This is a genomic window from Nocardia sp. NPDC087230 (assembly GCF_044744725.1).
GTDB classification, from domain to species: Bacteria; Actinomycetota; Actinomycetes; order Mycobacteriales; family Mycobacteriaceae; genus Nocardia; species Nocardia canadensis.
In genome coordinates this window covers 1-14,501 of sequence record NZ_JBIUYV010000021.1, presented here as the reverse complement: position 1 = coordinate 14,501, position 14,501 = coordinate 1, and the positions used below count along the sequence as shown (strand labels likewise).

General features: G+C 68.8%; 14 protein-coding genes. 8 read left to right on the top strand and 6 right to left on the bottom strand.

All coding sequences use genetic code 11. From position 1 onward, the window contains the following. The first annotated feature begins 135 nt into the window (after window positions 1–135). Window positions 136–1,134: an alpha/beta hydrolase family protein gene (locus ACIO52_RS32250; RefSeq protein ID WP_218715996.1), complete on the top strand. Its 999-nt coding sequence runs from the start codon at window positions 136–138 to the stop codon at window positions 1,132–1,134. A 77-nt stretch (window positions 1,135–1,211) separates the two neighbouring features. Here ACIO52_RS32250 and ACIO52_RS32245 read toward each other — a convergent pair whose 3' ends face one another. After that, window positions 1,212–2,543 (bottom strand): acetyl-CoA C-acetyltransferase, encoded by a 1,332-nt coding sequence (locus ACIO52_RS32245; protein ID WP_316572989.1) that lies wholly within the window; start codon window positions 2,541–2,543, stop codon window positions 1,212–1,214. Between the two features lie 171 nt (window positions 2,544–2,714). Here ACIO52_RS32245 and ACIO52_RS32240 point away from each other — a divergent pair, with 171 nt between their 5' ends. From ACIO52_RS32240 to ACIO52_RS32225, 4 genes are all read left to right on the top strand, one after another. After that, complete coding sequence (locus tag ACIO52_RS32240) at window positions 2,715–4,070, top strand: 3-oxoacyl-ACP reductase (protein ID WP_218715994.1); 1,356 nt, start codon at window positions 2,715–2,717, stop codon at window positions 4,068–4,070. Continuing rightward, the gene (locus ACIO52_RS32235; RefSeq protein ID WP_218715993.1) at window positions 4,070–4,939 is read left to right on the top strand and encodes a MaoC/PaaZ C-terminal domain-containing protein; all 870 of its coding nucleotides are present in this window, start codon (window positions 4,070–4,072) and stop codon (window positions 4,937–4,939) included. Before ACIO52_RS32240 ends, ACIO52_RS32235 begins: the two co-directional genes overlap by 1 nt. A gap of 523 nt (window positions 4,940–5,462) precedes the next feature. After that, window positions 5,463–5,963, top strand: a complete 501-nt coding sequence (locus ACIO52_RS32230; protein WP_316572987.1) for a hypothetical protein — start codon at window positions 5,463–5,465, stop codon at window positions 5,961–5,963. A 215-nt stretch (window positions 5,964–6,178) separates the two neighbouring features. Continuing rightward, window positions 6,179–7,756, top strand: a complete 1,578-nt coding sequence (locus ACIO52_RS32225; protein ID WP_402649246.1) for a hypothetical protein — start codon at window positions 6,179–6,181, stop codon at window positions 7,754–7,756. 63 nt (window positions 7,757–7,819) lie between these two features. Here the strand turns inward: ACIO52_RS32225 and ACIO52_RS32220 are convergent, their stop codons facing one another. Further along, complete coding sequence (locus ACIO52_RS32220; protein ID WP_402649243.1) at window positions 7,820–8,410, bottom strand: cysteine hydrolase family protein; 591 nt, start codon at window positions 8,408–8,410, stop codon at window positions 7,820–7,822. Window positions 8,411–8,507: 97 nt separating this feature from the next. On the opposite strand from ACIO52_RS32220, the gene ACIO52_RS32215 reads away from it, so the two are divergent. Both ACIO52_RS32215 and ACIO52_RS32210 read left to right on the top strand, forming a co-directional pair. Then, the gene (locus ACIO52_RS32215) at window positions 8,508–9,488 is read left to right on the top strand and encodes a DJ-1/PfpI family protein (protein ID WP_316572985.1); all 981 of its coding nucleotides are present in this window, start codon (window positions 8,508–8,510) and stop codon (window positions 9,486–9,488) included. A 172-nt stretch (window positions 9,489–9,660) separates the two neighbouring features. Continuing rightward, a complete protein-coding gene (locus ACIO52_RS32210; RefSeq protein WP_342802038.1) occupies window positions 9,661–10,017 on the top strand; it encodes a hypothetical protein in 357 nt (118 codons plus the stop codon). A 255-nt stretch (window positions 10,018–10,272) separates the two neighbouring features. Here the strand turns inward: ACIO52_RS32210 and ACIO52_RS32205 are convergent, their stop codons facing one another. From ACIO52_RS32205 to ACIO52_RS32195, 3 genes are all read right to left on the bottom strand, one after another. Next, entirely contained in the window at window positions 10,273–10,986 is a 714-nt protein-coding gene (locus ACIO52_RS32205) for a helix-turn-helix domain-containing protein (protein ID WP_218715988.1), read from the bottom strand. A gap of 125 nt (window positions 10,987–11,111) precedes the next feature. Beyond that, window positions 11,112–12,455 carry an FAD-binding oxidoreductase gene (locus ACIO52_RS32200; protein WP_402649239.1) on the bottom strand — a complete coding sequence of 448 codons (1,344 nt, stop codon included), beginning with the start codon at window positions 12,453–12,455 and terminating at the stop codon, window positions 11,112–11,114. Next, the gene (locus tag ACIO52_RS32195; protein ID WP_218715986.1) at window positions 12,452–12,784 is read right to left on the bottom strand and encodes a Rid family hydrolase; all 333 of its coding nucleotides are present in this window, start codon (window positions 12,782–12,784) and stop codon (window positions 12,452–12,454) included. The genes ACIO52_RS32200 and ACIO52_RS32195 overlap by 4 nt, the downstream gene beginning before the upstream one ends. Before the next feature lie 114 nt (window positions 12,785–12,898). Here ACIO52_RS32195 and ACIO52_RS32190 point away from each other — a divergent pair, with 114 nt between their 5' ends. Then, window positions 12,899–14,032 (top strand): helix-turn-helix transcriptional regulator, encoded by a 1,134-nt coding sequence (locus ACIO52_RS32190; RefSeq protein ID WP_218715985.1) that lies wholly within the window; start codon window positions 12,899–12,901, stop codon window positions 14,030–14,032. Between the two features lie 177 nt (window positions 14,033–14,209). Here ACIO52_RS32190 and ACIO52_RS32185 read toward each other — a convergent pair. After that, the coding region (locus ACIO52_RS32185; protein WP_402649236.1) for an acyl-CoA dehydrogenase C-terminal domain-containing protein at window positions 14,210–14,501 on the bottom strand (292 nt) is incomplete at its 5' end.

The following is a 14,501-nucleotide window of genomic DNA, read 5'->3' as shown; positions in this document are numbered from 1 at the left end:
GCTCAGCGACGTCATCTCCGACGTGCTGCGCAATCTGATCGGTAGCTGATCGCGTAGCACCTGGTCGCCGGGACGGTCTCGCGCTGCCGTCCCGGCGCTCTGGGTTCGCCACCGCCCCATCTGTAGTGAGGATTCATGTTCGTGTTCACCCGTTCCCGTGCGGTCGCGGTGTCGGCCATGGCGCTGGTGCTGCTCTCGGTCGCCTCCGTCGGCACCGCGGGCGCCGACGGTTCCCGGCTCGACCACATCGAGCGGCCCGGGCAACGGCAGCAGACGCTGCATGTGTACTCGGCGGCCATGGACCGGGTGATCCCGCTGCAGGTCATCACCGCGCACGACACCAGCGTCCCGCGGCCGACGCTGTACCTGCTCAACGGCGCCGGCGGCGGTGAGGACCGGGCGAACTGGTACAACCAGACCGATATCGTGCAGTTCTTCGCCGACAAGAACGTCAACGTGGTCACGCCCGCCGCGGGCAAGTTCTCCTACTACACCGACTGGCAGCGCGACGATCCCAAACTCGGCCGCAACAAGTGGCAGACCTTCCTGACCGAGGAGTTGCCGCCGATCATCGACGACACGTTGCATACCAGCGGCGTCAATGCCATTGCCGGACTGTCGATGTCGGCCACCGCGGTGCTGAACCTGGCCATCGCGGCACCCGATCGCTACCGCGCCGTCGGCGCCTACAGCGGCTGCGCCCAGGTCGCCGACCCGATCGGGCGCGCCTACGTCGACGTGGTCTTCGCCCGCGCCGGTGCCGATCCCGCCAATATGTGGGGCGCCCCCGGCGACCCCGCCTGGCAGGCCAACGACCCGTACCTCAACGCGGAACGCCTGCGCGGCAAGGCCATCTACCTCTCCAGCGCGACCGGCCTGCCCGGCGTCGCCGAAACCCTCCCGGCCGGCGCGAACCCCGGCAAGGTCATCGGCATGACCGACCAGATCCTGCTCGGCGGCGCCATCGAGGCCGCGGCCAACCTCTGCACCCAGCGGCTGGCGGCCCGCCTCCAGGAACTGAACATCCCCGCCCAGACCGAATTCCGGGCCGCGGGCACCCACACCTGGAAGTACTGGGAACAGGATCTGCACAACTCCTGGCCGATGATCGCCGAAGCGATCGGCGCGTCCTGACCGCCGCCGCGGAATGAGCGACGGCGGGTGGTTTCCGATTCCGGAAGCCACCCGCCGTCGTCGTCCTCGGTCCGGGGCTAGCGCTCGATGATCGCCACGACGCCCTGGCCGCCCGCGGCGCAGATGGAGATCAGCGCGCGGCCGGAGCCCTTCTCCGCCAGCATCTTCGCGGTGGAGGCCACGATGCGGCCGCCGGTGGCGGCGAACGGGTGGCCCGCGGCGAGCGAGGAGCCGTTGACGTTGAGCTTGCTGCGGTCGATCGAGCCGAGCGCGCCGTCCAGGCCCAGCCGCTCCTTGCAGTAGGCGTCGGACTCCCACGCGGCCAGCGTGGAGAGCACCACGGAGGCGAAGGCCTCGTGGATCTCGTAGTAGTCGAAGTCCTGCAGGGTCAGGCCGTTGCGGGCCAGCAGGCGCGGCACCGCGTAGGTGGGCGCCATCAGCAGGCCGTCGGGGCCGTGGATGTAGTCCACCGAGGCGACCTCGGAGTCCACCAGGTGCGCGAGCACCGGCAGGTTGCGCTGCGCGGCCCACTCCTCGCTCGACAGCAGCACCGCCGAGGCGCCGTCGGTCAGCGGGGTCGAGTTGCCCGCGGTCATGGTGGCGTCGCCCAGCTTGGTGCCGAAGACCGGCTTCAGGGTGGCCAGCTTCTCCACGGTCGAGCCGGGACGCAGGTTGTCGTCGCGGGTCAGGCCCAGGAACGGGGTGATCAGGTCGTCGAAGAAGCCACGGTCGTAGGCGGCGGCCATGTTCTTGTGCGAGAGGTAGGCCAGCTCGTCCTGCGCCTCGCGGGCGATGCCGAACTCCTTGGCGGTGATGGCGGCGTGCTCACCCATCGACAGCCCGGTCCGCGGCTCGGCGTTGCGCGGGATCTCGATGCCCAGCATCGACGGCCGCAGCTGGCCGACCAGCTTGAGCCGGTCCTTGTTGGTCTTGGCGCGGTTGGCGGTGAGCATCCACTCCCGCATGTCCTCGCTGACGCCGATCGGCGCGTCGGAGGTGGTGTCGGCGCCGCCGCCGATGCCCGACTCGATCCGGCCGAGGGCGATCGCGTCGCCGACGGTGACGATCGACTGCAGGCCGGTGCCACAGGCGAGCTGCAGGTCGTGGGCCGGGGTGTAGGGCGAGAGCTTGGAGCCGAGCACGCTCTCCCGGATCAGGCTGTGCTCGCCGACGCGCTTGAGCACCGCGCCGCCGACGACCATGCCGAGGCGCTCGCCCTGCAGGCCGAATCGGCTGACCAGCCCGTCCAGGGTGGCGGTGAACATGTCCTGATTGGACGCGTGCGCGTAGGCCTTGTCGGAGCGAGCGAACGGGATGCGGTTACCACCAACGATCGCGACCGGGCGCTGGGTCTTCGCGGTCTTGGCGGTGTTGGCCTTGGCCGTCGCCGAGCGGGCTTTGCTTGTCACTCGAGTTCTCCATGGTCTCGTCGGTTCCGGGTACGCCGGGCGTATCGGTTTACATTAAACTTACTCTGGAGTAAGTTCGTTGTCGACACCGTACCCGCAAATGTGAGCCAACACGGGGGACACTGGGCGAGCACGGTCATTCACACGTCGAGCACAGAGAAGGTAGGAACAGTGGCAGCCAAGAGCAAGGGTGCACCCAACCTCTACGGATCCTTCATCCACTCCGCCCCCGGCGCGTTCCTGGCGAGCAAGCTGGGCCTGCCCCAGCCGGCGGAGCTGCGCCGCTACAAGGCCGGCGAGCCCGCGCTGCCCGGCCCGGTCCTGCTGGGCGGCAAGGGTCGGCTCGCCGAGCCGGTCCGCGCGCTGCTCTCGGACTACACCGTTGCGGATTCGCTCGACTCGGGCACCAAGTACGGCGCCCTGGTGTTCGACGCCACCGGCATCGACTCCATCGACAAGCTCTCGCAGCTGTTCGAATTCTTCCAGCCCGCGATGCGCAACCTCGCACCTTCGGGGCGTGTCGTGGTCATCGGCACCACGCCGGAACTGGTCGGCTCGGTCGACGAGCAGATCGCCCAGCGCGCGCTCGAGGGCTTCACCCGCTCGGTCGCCAAGGAACTGCTGCGCGGCGCCACCGGCCAGCTCGTCTACGTGCACCCCGAGGCGGGCGCGGCCGCGACCGGCCTCGAGTCCACCCTGCGCTTCCTGCTCTCGGGCAAGTCTGCCTTCGTCGACGGCCAGGTCATCCGGGTCGGCAAGGCCGATTCCGTCGCCCCGGCCAGCTGGGACAAGCCGCTGGCCGGCAAGGTCGCCGTCGTGACCGGTGCCGCCCGCGGCATCGGCGCCACCATCGCCGAGGTCTTCGCGCGTGACGGCGCCACCGTCATCGTCGCCGACATCCCCGCCGCCGGTGAGGCCCTGTCCGAGACCGCGAACAAGGTCGGCGGCACCGCCCTGGCCCTCGACGTCACCGCCCCCGACGCCGCCGAGCGGCTCGCCGAGTTCGCCACCGAACGTTTCGGCGGCATCGACATCGTCGTGCACAACGCGGGCATCACCCGCGACAAGCTGCTCGCCAACATGGACGAGGGCCGCTGGAACTCGGTCATCAACGTCAATCTCGCTGCCCCGCACCGCATCACCTCCGGCCTGGTGGCCAAGGGCGTGCTCAAGGAGGGCGGCCGCGTGATCGACGTGTCCTCCATCGCCGGCATCGCGGGCAACCGCGGCCAGACCAACTACGGCGCCTCCAAGGCCGGTGTCATCGGCATGGTCGACGCCGAGGCCCCGCTGCTGTCGGAGAAGGGCATCACCATCAACGCGGTAGCCCCCGGCTTCATCGAGACCGCGATGACCGCCGCTATCCCGGTCGGCACCCGTGAGGCCGGTCGCCTGATGAGCTCGCTGCTGCAGGGTGGCCAGACCGTCGACGTCGCCGAGACCATCGCCTACTTCGCCAGCCCGGCGTCGAACGCGGTGAGCGGCAACGTGGTTCGCGTCTGCGGACAGAGCCTGATCGGCGCCTGATGACCCAGACGATCACCCTCTCCGAGGTTCCGAAGAACGGCGGCCTGTACGCGAAAGCGGCGCTGGGCGCCGTCCCGCTGCCCGCCCCGCTGTCGGGTCGCAAGCCCACGCTGCCCGACCGCCGCGTCGTCCTGGACGGCTTCCGGGTCGACCCGGATCACCTGGCCGCGTACTGCCACGCGACGGGCCTGCGTTTCAGCGACACCCTGCCGCTGACGTACCCGTTCATCCTGGCGTTCCCGCTGGCGATGCAGCTCGTCGTCGCGCGGGACTTCCCGTTCAGCGCGGTCGGCGCGGTGCATTTCGAGAATGTCATCGAGCGCACCAGGGAGATCTCGGTCGCGGAGCCGCTCGATTTCGCGGCGCACATCGAGAACCTGCGGGAACACCCGAAGGGCCTGCTGGTCGACGCGATCACCGAGATCCGCGTCGGCCGGGAGCTGGTCTGGCGGCAGGTCACCACCTTCCTGCACCAGCAGCGCACGTCCCTGTCGGGCGGCCCGAAGTCGGCCCCGCCCGCCGACGTGGTCCCCCCGCCGCCGCTGCGCGTGCAGCGCGTCGATCAGAAGATGATCAACCGCTACGCCGCCGCCTCGGGCGATCACAACCCGATCCACGTCTCCGGCATCGGCGCCAAGGCCATGGGCTTCCCGAAGACCATCGCCCACGGCATGTGGTCGGCCGCGAACATCCTCGGCACCATCGAGGGCCGCATCCCCGAGAAGACCACCTACACGGTCAAATTCGGCAAGCCGGTCTTCCTGCCGTCGTCGGTCAACATCTACGCCGAGCAGGTCGGTTCCGGCTGGGACCTCTCCATGCTCAACCCCAAGAAGGGCTACCCCCACCTCACCGCGACCCTGCGCTGAGTTCCGGGACTCGACGGGCCGCACCTCCTTTCGGTGGTGCGGCCCGTCGGCGTATCCACAACTCACGGCTGTTGAAACACCGAATGGTTCGGAAACCGGTGAACCGGATCGGACCGATCGAATCCATCGTTACCTGAATTCGCTGTGAGATTACTCATTTCCACGGTTCACGTTCGCTGATTGATTGCGGCACAACATGATCAAGCAACATTTAGTCTACCGACCGGTGCTTTCTTCTCCGAGCTAAGAAATTGCCTCACCCCCGCTGGGCGGGCGATTCGGTGTTGCCATGATGCCAACATTCCGGTCCGGAAATTCCGGCTATCCTCCGGCATCCGAACAGCCCGCTGCCCCGATATTCGCGCATTCCCGTGCCCGGAAACGCGTGTTAGAACTGCTGTGCCCAGCCTGCGGGGCTGGCGAACCCGGGATGTTGGACTCCCCGATCGGGCGGCGATCCTGCGGCCGCCCAGCGCATTTCACCTGATGATCCGTTGGCTCGAAGTGGTGTGGAGGAAGCGTTGTGAAGAAATCGATGGCTATCGCGATGGCGACGGCGGCCTGGTCGCTGATGGTGGTCCCCGGCCTGGCCGGCGCCGACACCGGTAGCGGCTCGACCGGCAGCGGTGTGCTCGACACCGGCAGTGGCATTCTCGGCGACCTGCTCGACACGGGCAGCGGCATCCTCGGTGGCAGCTCGGGCGGTTCGTCGGACAGCGTGCAACCCTGCAACCGCTCGACCGAGTCCGGCGGAGCGGGCGTCACCACCACCGTGCACCAGCTCGGCGTGGCGGGCCCGACCGCCTTCGTCCTGTCCTACGAAACCCTCAACATCCCCGACCGGATCCAGGTCTACTACGAGGGCGGTCAGGTGCTCGACACCGGCTACCTCGGCGACAACCTCAACCAGGGCACCGGTTCCGCCGTCGTCTCCCTCCCCGCGGGCAGCGCCACCACGGTGACCGTGAAGGTCAGCGGCCCCGACGACACCCGGTGGGAGTACACGGTCAACTGCCCGTCCTAGTGACATGCGAGAGACGAGCGGTCCGGGATCTCCCGGGCCGCTCGTTTCGTCTTCACCGGGTGAACGAATCGCCACGCCGCCGAGCACGGGAAATCGGGTCGAGATCGTCGAGGCCGCGAGAGGGGTGTCCGTTTGTGTGGATGGGTGGCAGGCCCTACTGTCCCGACTGGTCCACACGCGATGTGTGCCGAATGATCGTCGGATGGGGGAGTGCCATGTCGGCACCACAGTCGTTCACCTCGGGTCAGGAGATGGTGGACACAGGCGGCGGGGCTATCGGTGGCTCGGCTACCTCGAGCGTGCGAGAAGCGCCCACCGGACGTGAGCGGTTCGCGGCGGTGTGGGTTTTCCTCGCCGCCTGGCTCGCCTACGCCACGGTTCTACTGGTCAGCAGTCGGGACCTGTTCACCCGGGTGGTGGCCGAGGAAGGGGATGGGGCGACCATCTCGATCCAGGTGCTGGCCGCGAAGGATTTCGAGCTTCTCGTCGGCAACTACTCCCGGGTCGGGTTCCATCATCCCGGGCCCGCGCTCATCTATGTGCACGCGTTGGGTGAGTGGCTCTTCTACGATGTGCTGCGGTTGGTGCCGTCTCCGTGGAATGGGCAGGCGATCGCCATCCTGCTGTTCAACGCGGCGATGGTGGCGTCGGCGTTGAGTATCGTCTACGCCTGGTACCCGTCGTGGAGGCTCGTCGCCGGACTCGGCGGGGTGAGTGTGTTGTTCCTCGCCGGTTATCCGGGGCTGCTCAGTGGCATCGGGCTTCCCTATGTGTATTTCGCACCGTTTCTCCTCTTCCTGGTCGCGGTGTCGTCGGTGGTGGCCGGGCGTACCGGACATCTTTGGGCCGGGGCGCTCGCCGGTGGGTTGCTCATCCATGGACACGCGGAATTCCTGTTCTTCGTGTCGCTGGTGGGTGGAGCGGGGCTGTACCTGGTGTGGCGACGCAAACTTGCTGTCGCCGAGAAAGATTGGTGGCTTTTCGGCGGGATCGCGGCGTTGTTCGCCTTCCCGATCGTGCTCAATACCATCGTGAATTTCCCCGGTGAACTCCCGAAGTACGTCGGCTATGGCGGCGGGCACGGGATCCATATGCCGTGGACCGCGGTGTCCTACACGGTGCAGTTCTGGGGTCCGAACCGTCTTCTCGGCGTCGCGATCCTCGTCGCGCTCTTCGTTCTCGTCAGGCTGGTGGCACGCGGCGAGAAATTCCTGACCTGTGGCCTGTCCGTCTGCGCTGCGGCTGTCGCGCTGATGGCGGCCTACGCGATGATCGGCATTGACCAGATCAACGAGGCCTACATCGGCTACTTCTCGTACGCGATCCCCCTGTTCATGTTCATGCTTCTCCTGGTCGGTCTCGCCCAGCGGGTCGGCCGGCTGAAAGGCGCTGCTGTCGGCCTGCTGGTCGTGGGGCTGGTGGTGAGTGGGATGACGAACTCGCTGACCAATCGGCGACCCGAGATGGGCGGCGTGCCCGCGACTGTGGCGGCGATGGCGGAGGTGGCCGGAGATCGGTCGATCGTTCTGGAACGGCGACCGCACGAAGCGTGGGCCGAGGTGGTCGCGCTCGTCCTGAGCGGGGCCCGGAGCGGTGTTCGGGTTTGCGCGGACGACGCCGCGAGGATGGAACTGCTGGTCACCGCCGCATTCGTCTGCACCCCCGCCGAATTGGCCACCGGCGCCCGTTTCACGGTGACGAGAAAGGACGCCGGTGCACCCGTCGGACGGGTCGTCGGCGAGATGGGTCTGCCGGACGGCAAGCAGCAGAGCTGGGTGACAGCCGAGGGCTGAGGACCCTCGCGGGTCTCCCCGCCTGGCCGAGCAGGCCGAGACCGTCGCCCTGGCCCGCACCTGTCAGCGCAGGGCTGAGCTCGAGTCGACAACCACGGCGTAGAGGTCGGCGAGGGTGGCCAAGGCGCTCTGGTGGAGTTGGTCGGCCGGGACTTCACCGGTGGCGGTGGGCAAGGGCCGGGTGGCGCAGGCGTCGGCGACGACCGTGGGTTTGTTGCCACGGAGGAAGGCGCCCTCGGTGGTGAAGGTGACGCACATGTGGGTCATGAAGCCGGCGATGACGACATTGTCGTGGCCCGCCGCGTCGACGAGGTCGCCGAGATCGGTGCCGACGAAGGCGTTGGGAACGGTTTTGACGACGACCTTCTCGTCGGCGGTGGGGGCGACCGCGGGGTGGATGCCGCCGATGTCGGCGGTGATGTCGTAGGGGGTGCCTTCGCCGCCGTCGTTGATGACGTGGATGACCGTCGCGCCGGATTCGCGTGCCTTGGTGAGCAATTCGGCGGCGGCGTCGAGGGCGGCCTTCCAGTCGGTCAGCTGCATGACGCCCTGGGTATAGGTGTTCTGGTAGTCGACCAGGATCAGGGTGGACTCGGCCAGCGTGGCCGGGGTCTCGTCGAAACCGTTGAGCTGGCGGAGGGTGGTCGAAGCCATCGGAAAGCCTTCCTATCGGGGACGAAGTCCACGCTAAGGAGCCCCGGAGATGTCGGCAATGTCATGTAACCTGCAGATTCGGACATGGAGGTGTGGAGTGGTCGATCGGCTCGTGGTGATCGTGCTGTTCGATCGGGTCGACCTGCTCGATGTCACCGGGCCGCCGGAGGTGTTCTCGCTGTTGCAGCGGGAGATGGACGAGCCGACCGGGTACCAGGTGGTGCTGGCGGCCGCGACGATGGCGCCGGTCACCACGTCGGCGGGGGTTCGGGTGCTGCCGGATGTGACCTTCGCCGAGGTCGCGGCGCGGCGCGTCGACACGGTGGTCGTGCCGGGTGCGGTGGAGACCGACAGCAGCAGGCGGGTGCGGGCGCTGGTCGATCCCGGGGTCGTCGACGCGGTGACGACGCTGGCGAAGCGGGCGCGCCGGGTGGCGTCGGTATGCGTCGGCGCGCATATTCTCGCGGCCGCGGGACTGCTCGACGGCAGACGCGCCACCACCCACTGGTCGACCGCGCAGCAGCTCGCGGCCGAGCATCCCGAGATCGAGGTGGACGCCGACCCGATCTACATCCGCGACGAGCACATCTGGACCGGAGCGGGTCTCACCGCCTGCCTCGATCTGACGCTGGCGCTGGTGGCCGACGATTTCGGCGACGAGCTGGCATTGCGGGTGGCCCGGCAATTGGTGATGTATTTGAAAAGGCCCAGCGGGCAGAGTCAATTCAGTGTTTCGCTCGAGCCGGTATCGACCACACGACGCATCGACGATATCCGGCACTACATCACCGGAAATATCGGAAAGCCGCTCACCGTCACCGATCTCGCCGAGCGGGCGCATGTGAGCGAGCGACAGCTCACCCGGATCTTCCGCGCCGAACTCGGCATGACGCCGGCCGCCTACCTCGAATCGGCGCGGGTGGAAGTGGCACGGCACCGGTTGGAAACGACCGACGACACCCTCCAACGTGTCGCCGCCACTTGTGGTTTCAATACCGTGGACACGCTGACCCGAGCGTTTCGCCGGCGGCTGGACACCACCCCGACCGAGTATCGCCACAGATTCCGGATCGGCTGACGAGGTCCTCGCCGGAACTGGTGCTCGCGAACTCTAACAGCGGGCGGTCGCCGGGCGACACGATTGTCTTGCCCCCATTTCATCGGTCTGCCGGGTGATGTTGTGCCGCTGTTAGACATCTCGTGTGACGGAAACGTAGTCCGTCGTAAATCTGAACAATGAGGGGTTCACAATGAGCAAGATTCGTGTCTTCGGTGTGGCGATGGCGGCCGCGGCGGGCATCGCGGTGCTCGGCGCCGGTGCGGCGAACGCGGAGGAGCCGGCGCCCAGCACCGGGTCCGCCGACCTGACCGCTCTGCTCGGCGCGCTGACCAGCGGATCGTCGGAGACCGAGGAGGTCGTCGAGGAGGAGCCGGGCACCGGGTCGGCCGAGGGGCTCGCGGCGCTGCTGGCGCAACTGACCGGCGGGTCCTCCGCGGAGCCCGAGCCGGTCGCCGAGGAGGAGCCCGGCACCGGGTCCGCCGAGGGGCTCGCCGCGCTGCTGGCCCAGCTGACCAGCGGTTCGGCCGGCGAGACGCCCGCGGAGTAGTCGCGACCGGGTGACCTGGCCGTCGCACAGTGGGGCCGCGCTTCCTGTGACGATGAGTTCTTCTCACGTTCATTTGAATTATGTTTCGCGTAATTCTGTCGTGATAGGAACTCAGTATTCGTCTAGAAGGAGAAAATATGTTCGACAGCCTGGTCCAGATCCTGCCCATCCTCCTCGCGTTTGCCAGCGGGTCGGCGGCCTGAGCTACCTGGGATTTCACGGCGCCCGTCGGATTCGACGGGCGCCGTTTTCCGGCTACCGGGCGGGGATCAGCCGGTAGAGCCACCACGGTCGGGTCGGGAAGGCCGGGTCGTAGATGCGCAGCAGCATCCGGCGTTCGATGCCGGTACTGCGTTCCCGGATTCGCAGGTGGCGCCGCGCGATGTCCTGGGGGCGCACGTCGCTGGTCCAGATGGGGTCCCAATCGGGGGACTGACCGCAGGACTCGGTGATCGCGGTGACCCGCTGGGTCGGCGCGAGCGGAGCGAGCATGCGGAAGGCGTGCACCAGCAGCTGGGCCTCGGTGGTCCAGTCGATGAACACCTTCTTGGCGATCGGGTCGAGGAACATCCATTCGAGCACGTTCACCCCGGCGCCGAGCCCGGGGAACAGCCGCTGGTACTCGGCGTTCGCGGCGAGCATGTCCATGGTGGGGAAACGCTGCAAGCACGCCGGATGCGTGAGGCTGGCCAGGTCGGTCAGATCCTCCGCCGTCGGCGCGGCCGGTGGGGTGCCGGAATCCAGTGCGGGCAAGCCGAGTACGAGGATGTGCTTGCGATACCACAGCGGCACATCGAGGGAATCGAAAAGCCGCTGGAGCATGGGGGAATTCGGGACCAGCGCACCCGATTCGATCTGGCTGATCAGCAGCGGCGCCATCTGCGCCCGCGCGGCCAGCTCGGTCCGCGCGAGGCCCGCCGCCATTCGGCGCTCCCGCAAATACACACTGAGCGCGGTACTTTCACCCATCACGACCCCCGAGCCTCACCCCGACCGACGGCAATTCCCAGGGTACGCCGGGTTCGGAGACGGAGATCAGAAAAACAGGTCACGAGTGATGCCGCGCGAACCCCTCGTCCGCGCGGCATCGCCGGCTACTGCCCGACGGCGTGCGCGGCCACCCAGGTCTGGGCCGGATCGTAGGTGTCGCGGATGTGCTGGAGCCGTTGCCATGCGGTGGCGTCGAAGGCGGTGGCCGGGTCGATCACGCGGTCGGCGAAGTTCAGGAACGACGTCTCGGCGGCCCACGGCCGCAGGGCGGCGACGACGCCGGTGGTGACGGTCTCGCCGAGCGCGGCGAGCTCCTGCGTCGGCGCGGGTGACACCGCGAACAGGGCGTACGCGCCGGCCAGGTGCGACAGCGCGGCGTCCTGGGGACGGGCGAGCGCGCCGCCGAGATGACGGAGTTCGGCGAACATCAGCGGGGTCTGCACGCCGGGGCCCGCGACGGCGAGCAGGGCCTCGACCGCTTCCGGCGGAAGGTGCGTGAGCAGGGCGTGATCGCTCACCGCGGGGGTCGGGCCGGGCGGGTCCATGTGCACGTCGAGCAGCGCGGCGGTCGGGATGCGGCCGAAGGTGTCGAGTTCGGGGGCCAGCGCGCGCAGCGGGGCGAGCAGTTCGGCGGCGCGGTCGTCGTCTTCGAGCACGGCGCCGTCGATCACCACCAGGCTGCGCCCGGACAGGAAGGGCGGCAGTTCGGGCAGCGGGGGAAACCGCATGAGCCGCACCGAGGTGGTGACCGATTCGGGGAGCGTGGCGGTCCAGTCCCGCCACGCGGACAGCACCTCGGGCGCGCGCTCGATGTCCCACAGCAGCATGCCCGCGACGACGTCGGCGAGCGGGAGCAGGTCGAGCTCGATCGCCACCACGACGCCGAAGCTGCCGCCGCCACCGCGCACCGCCCAGAACAGGTCGGGGTGCTCCTCGGCGCTCGCCCGCACCAGCGATCCGTCGGCCGTGACCAGGTCGATCGCGCGCACGGCGGAGCTCGCCAGACCGTGCTCGCGACCGTAGAAGGACAGGCCGCCGCCGAGCAGATACCCCGCGACCGCGACATCGCCCGCGCTGCCGTGCAGGGCGGTGAGTCCGTGCGGTGCCGTCGCCGCGAGCACGTCGCGCCACAGCGTGCCGCCGATGACCCTGGCGCGCCGGGCGATCGGATCGACGGTGACACCGGTGAGTTCGTGCAGCCGGAGCAGGACCGCGTCGTCGAGCCCGGCCACGGCGGCGGCGCCGTGCCCGGTGCTCTGCGGCGCGATCCGCAGGCCGAGACCGGTGGCGGCCCGGACGAGGTCGACGACCTCGTCGATCGTGCGCGGCACCGCGACGGCGGCGGGCCGCTGCCGGACGGCGAGGTTCCACGGGGTGGCTGCCGCGTCGTAGCCGGGGTCGCCGGGCAGGAGCGCGAGGTCGCGCAGGGCGGTCGTGGTCGGGTTCATGGACGGTCCTTCGGGTCGGGAGAAGTGGGGATCACCTGCGCGCTGAGCTCGACGAGCGTGCCGGGGAGCGCGAGGTGCGCGACATCGATGAGGTCGACCGGCACGGGTGCGCCGTCGAGCCATTCCGCGACGAGGTCGGCGAGATCGGCGGCGTCGGCGGGAGCGCGGGCGCGGACCCGCAGACGCACGATCGATGACGCCTCCAGCCCGCGCGCGGCCAGCGCCGCCTCGAGCCGCTCGAACGCCAGGCACAGCTGTGCGGCGGCGTCCTCGGCGTGCACGAGGCGGCCCGACTCGTCGACCGAGGTCGTCTCGAGGATGATGGTCACGCGGTCCAGATTCGCGCGTTCGCCCTGGTCGGGGCCATCCCAGCCGGGCGGGGAATCGGGTATCCCAGCCGTCTGGGATATGGCGGCCTATGGTCTGCGGCGCATACTGAGGGCATGCGTAGCCGGCTTGTTCCCGAGCGCGTGCGGAGCGATCTGGATGTGCTCTCGCGTGCCGGTCTCGACCTCGACGAATTCCTGGTCGAGGCGACCGACGCGGTGCGCCGGGCGGTACCGGCGGTGGCCGCGTGCGTCGGCACGCACGACCCGGCGACGATGATGCTCACCAGCGCGCGCAAGTACGGGTCGCTGGTCGCGGCGAACGAGCACGACCGGCTGTTCGGCCTCATCGAGTACGGCACCGAGGACGCGACGTCGTTCCGCTCGCTCGCGGTCTCCGAGCGGCGCGCGATCGGCATGCACGCGGCCATGGGCGACGACATCGAACGCTGCGAGCGGATGTCCCGGCTGATGCGCCCGATCTACGGTTTCGCCGACGAGGCGCGGCTGGTGTTCCGGGACGGTTCGGGGGCGTGGGGGTGCCTGGCGCTGTTCCGCGGCAGCGACGACCCCAAGTTCACCGACGACGAGGTCGACTATCTCGCCTCGCTGTCCGGCTCGTTCGCCCGTGGCGTGCGCGCGGGCGTGCTGACCCGGCTCGCCGACGCGCCCGAGCTGGGCGCGGAGACCGCCGGTCCCGCCGTCGTCATCGTCGACGCGAACGACGAGGTGGCCCAGATCAGCCTCGGCGCCGAGGAGCGGTTCGCACAGCTGCGGTCGTCGGTGCACAGCGGCGACCCGCTGAGCCTGGTGATCTCGTTGGTCAGCGCCGCGCGGCGAATGCTCGCCACGCCCGGCGCCGCGATGCCGAGGGCCCGGGTGCGGACAGCGTCCGGGGTGTGGCTGGTGCTGTACGCGTCGCCGCTGGCCGGGCCCGACGGCGCGGTGGGCGATGTCGTCGTCACCATCGAGGAGGCGCGGCCGCCGGAGATCGTCACCCTGGTCGTCGCCGCCTTCGGGCTGACCCCGCGCGAACACGACGTCACCCGGTTCGTCCTCCAGGGTGTGGAGACCAAGGAGATCGCCGCGGCCCTGCACGTCTCGGCCTACACCGTCCAGGACCACCTCAAGTCGATCTTCGAGAAGGCGGGCGTCCGCAGCCGCCGCGAACTCATCGCTCGCGTGTACTTCGACCAGTACGTCCCCCGCATGGGCGCCGAAGTCGGCCCCTCGGGCTGGTTCGCCCAGTAGTCCCTGGAAACGCGAACGTCCCGGAGTCGGCAGACTCCGGGACGTTCGACTGGTCTCGCGAGAAAACATGGGTAACTCACCGGGAACCGGCTAACTCCCCACGCCACTTCCCACCGGCCGCGTATCAGGCCGAAGACTCACCTGAGTGCGGCCTGATACGCGGAGAGGCGGAACAGCTCAGAAGGCGGCCTCGTCCAGTTCCATGATGTCGTTGTCCAGGTTGGCCAGGATCGCGCGGGTGGCGGTCAGCTCCGGCAGGACGTTGCGGGCGAAGAACTGCGCCGAGGCGACCTTGCCGGTGTAGAAGGCGACGTCGGAGCCGGTGGCGCCGTTGTCCAGGGCCGCGAGGGCGATCTCGGCCTGCTGCAGCAGCTGCCAGCCGATGAACAGGTCGCCGACGGCCATCAGGAAGCGGACCGAACCCAGGCCGACCTTGTACAGCTCGGTCGGCTGCTCCTGGGCGCCCATC

Bases quoted from the DNA above. Each gene is read 5' to 3' on its own strand.
- ACIO52_RS32200 (WP_402649239.1), bottom strand. From the start codon at position 12,455: ATGAACCCGACCACGACCGCCCTGCGCGACCTCGCGCTCCTGCCCGGC.
- ACIO52_RS32250 (WP_218715996.1), top strand. From the start codon at position 136: ATGTTCGTGTTCACCCGTTCCCGTGCGGTCGCGGTGTCGGCCATGGCG.
- ACIO52_RS32205 (WP_218715988.1), bottom strand. From the start codon at position 10,986: ATGGGTGAAAGTACCGCGCTCAGTGTGTATTTGCGGGAGCGCCGAATG.
- ACIO52_RS32235 (WP_218715993.1), top strand. From the start codon at position 4,070: ATGACCCAGACGATCACCCTCTCCGAGGTTCCGAAGAACGGCGGCCTG.
- ACIO52_RS32225 (WP_402649246.1), top strand. From the start codon at position 6,179: ATGTCGGCACCACAGTCGTTCACCTCGGGTCAGGAGATGGTGGACACA.
- ACIO52_RS32210 (WP_342802038.1), top strand. From the start codon at position 9,661: ATGAGCAAGATTCGTGTCTTCGGTGTGGCGATGGCGGCCGCGGCGGGC.
- ACIO52_RS32220 (WP_402649243.1), bottom strand. From the start codon at position 8,410: ATGGCTTCGACCACCCTCCGCCAGCTCAACGGTTTCGACGAGACCCCG.
- ACIO52_RS32190 (WP_218715985.1), top strand. From the start codon at position 12,899: ATGCGTAGCCGGCTTGTTCCCGAGCGCGTGCGGAGCGATCTGGATGTG.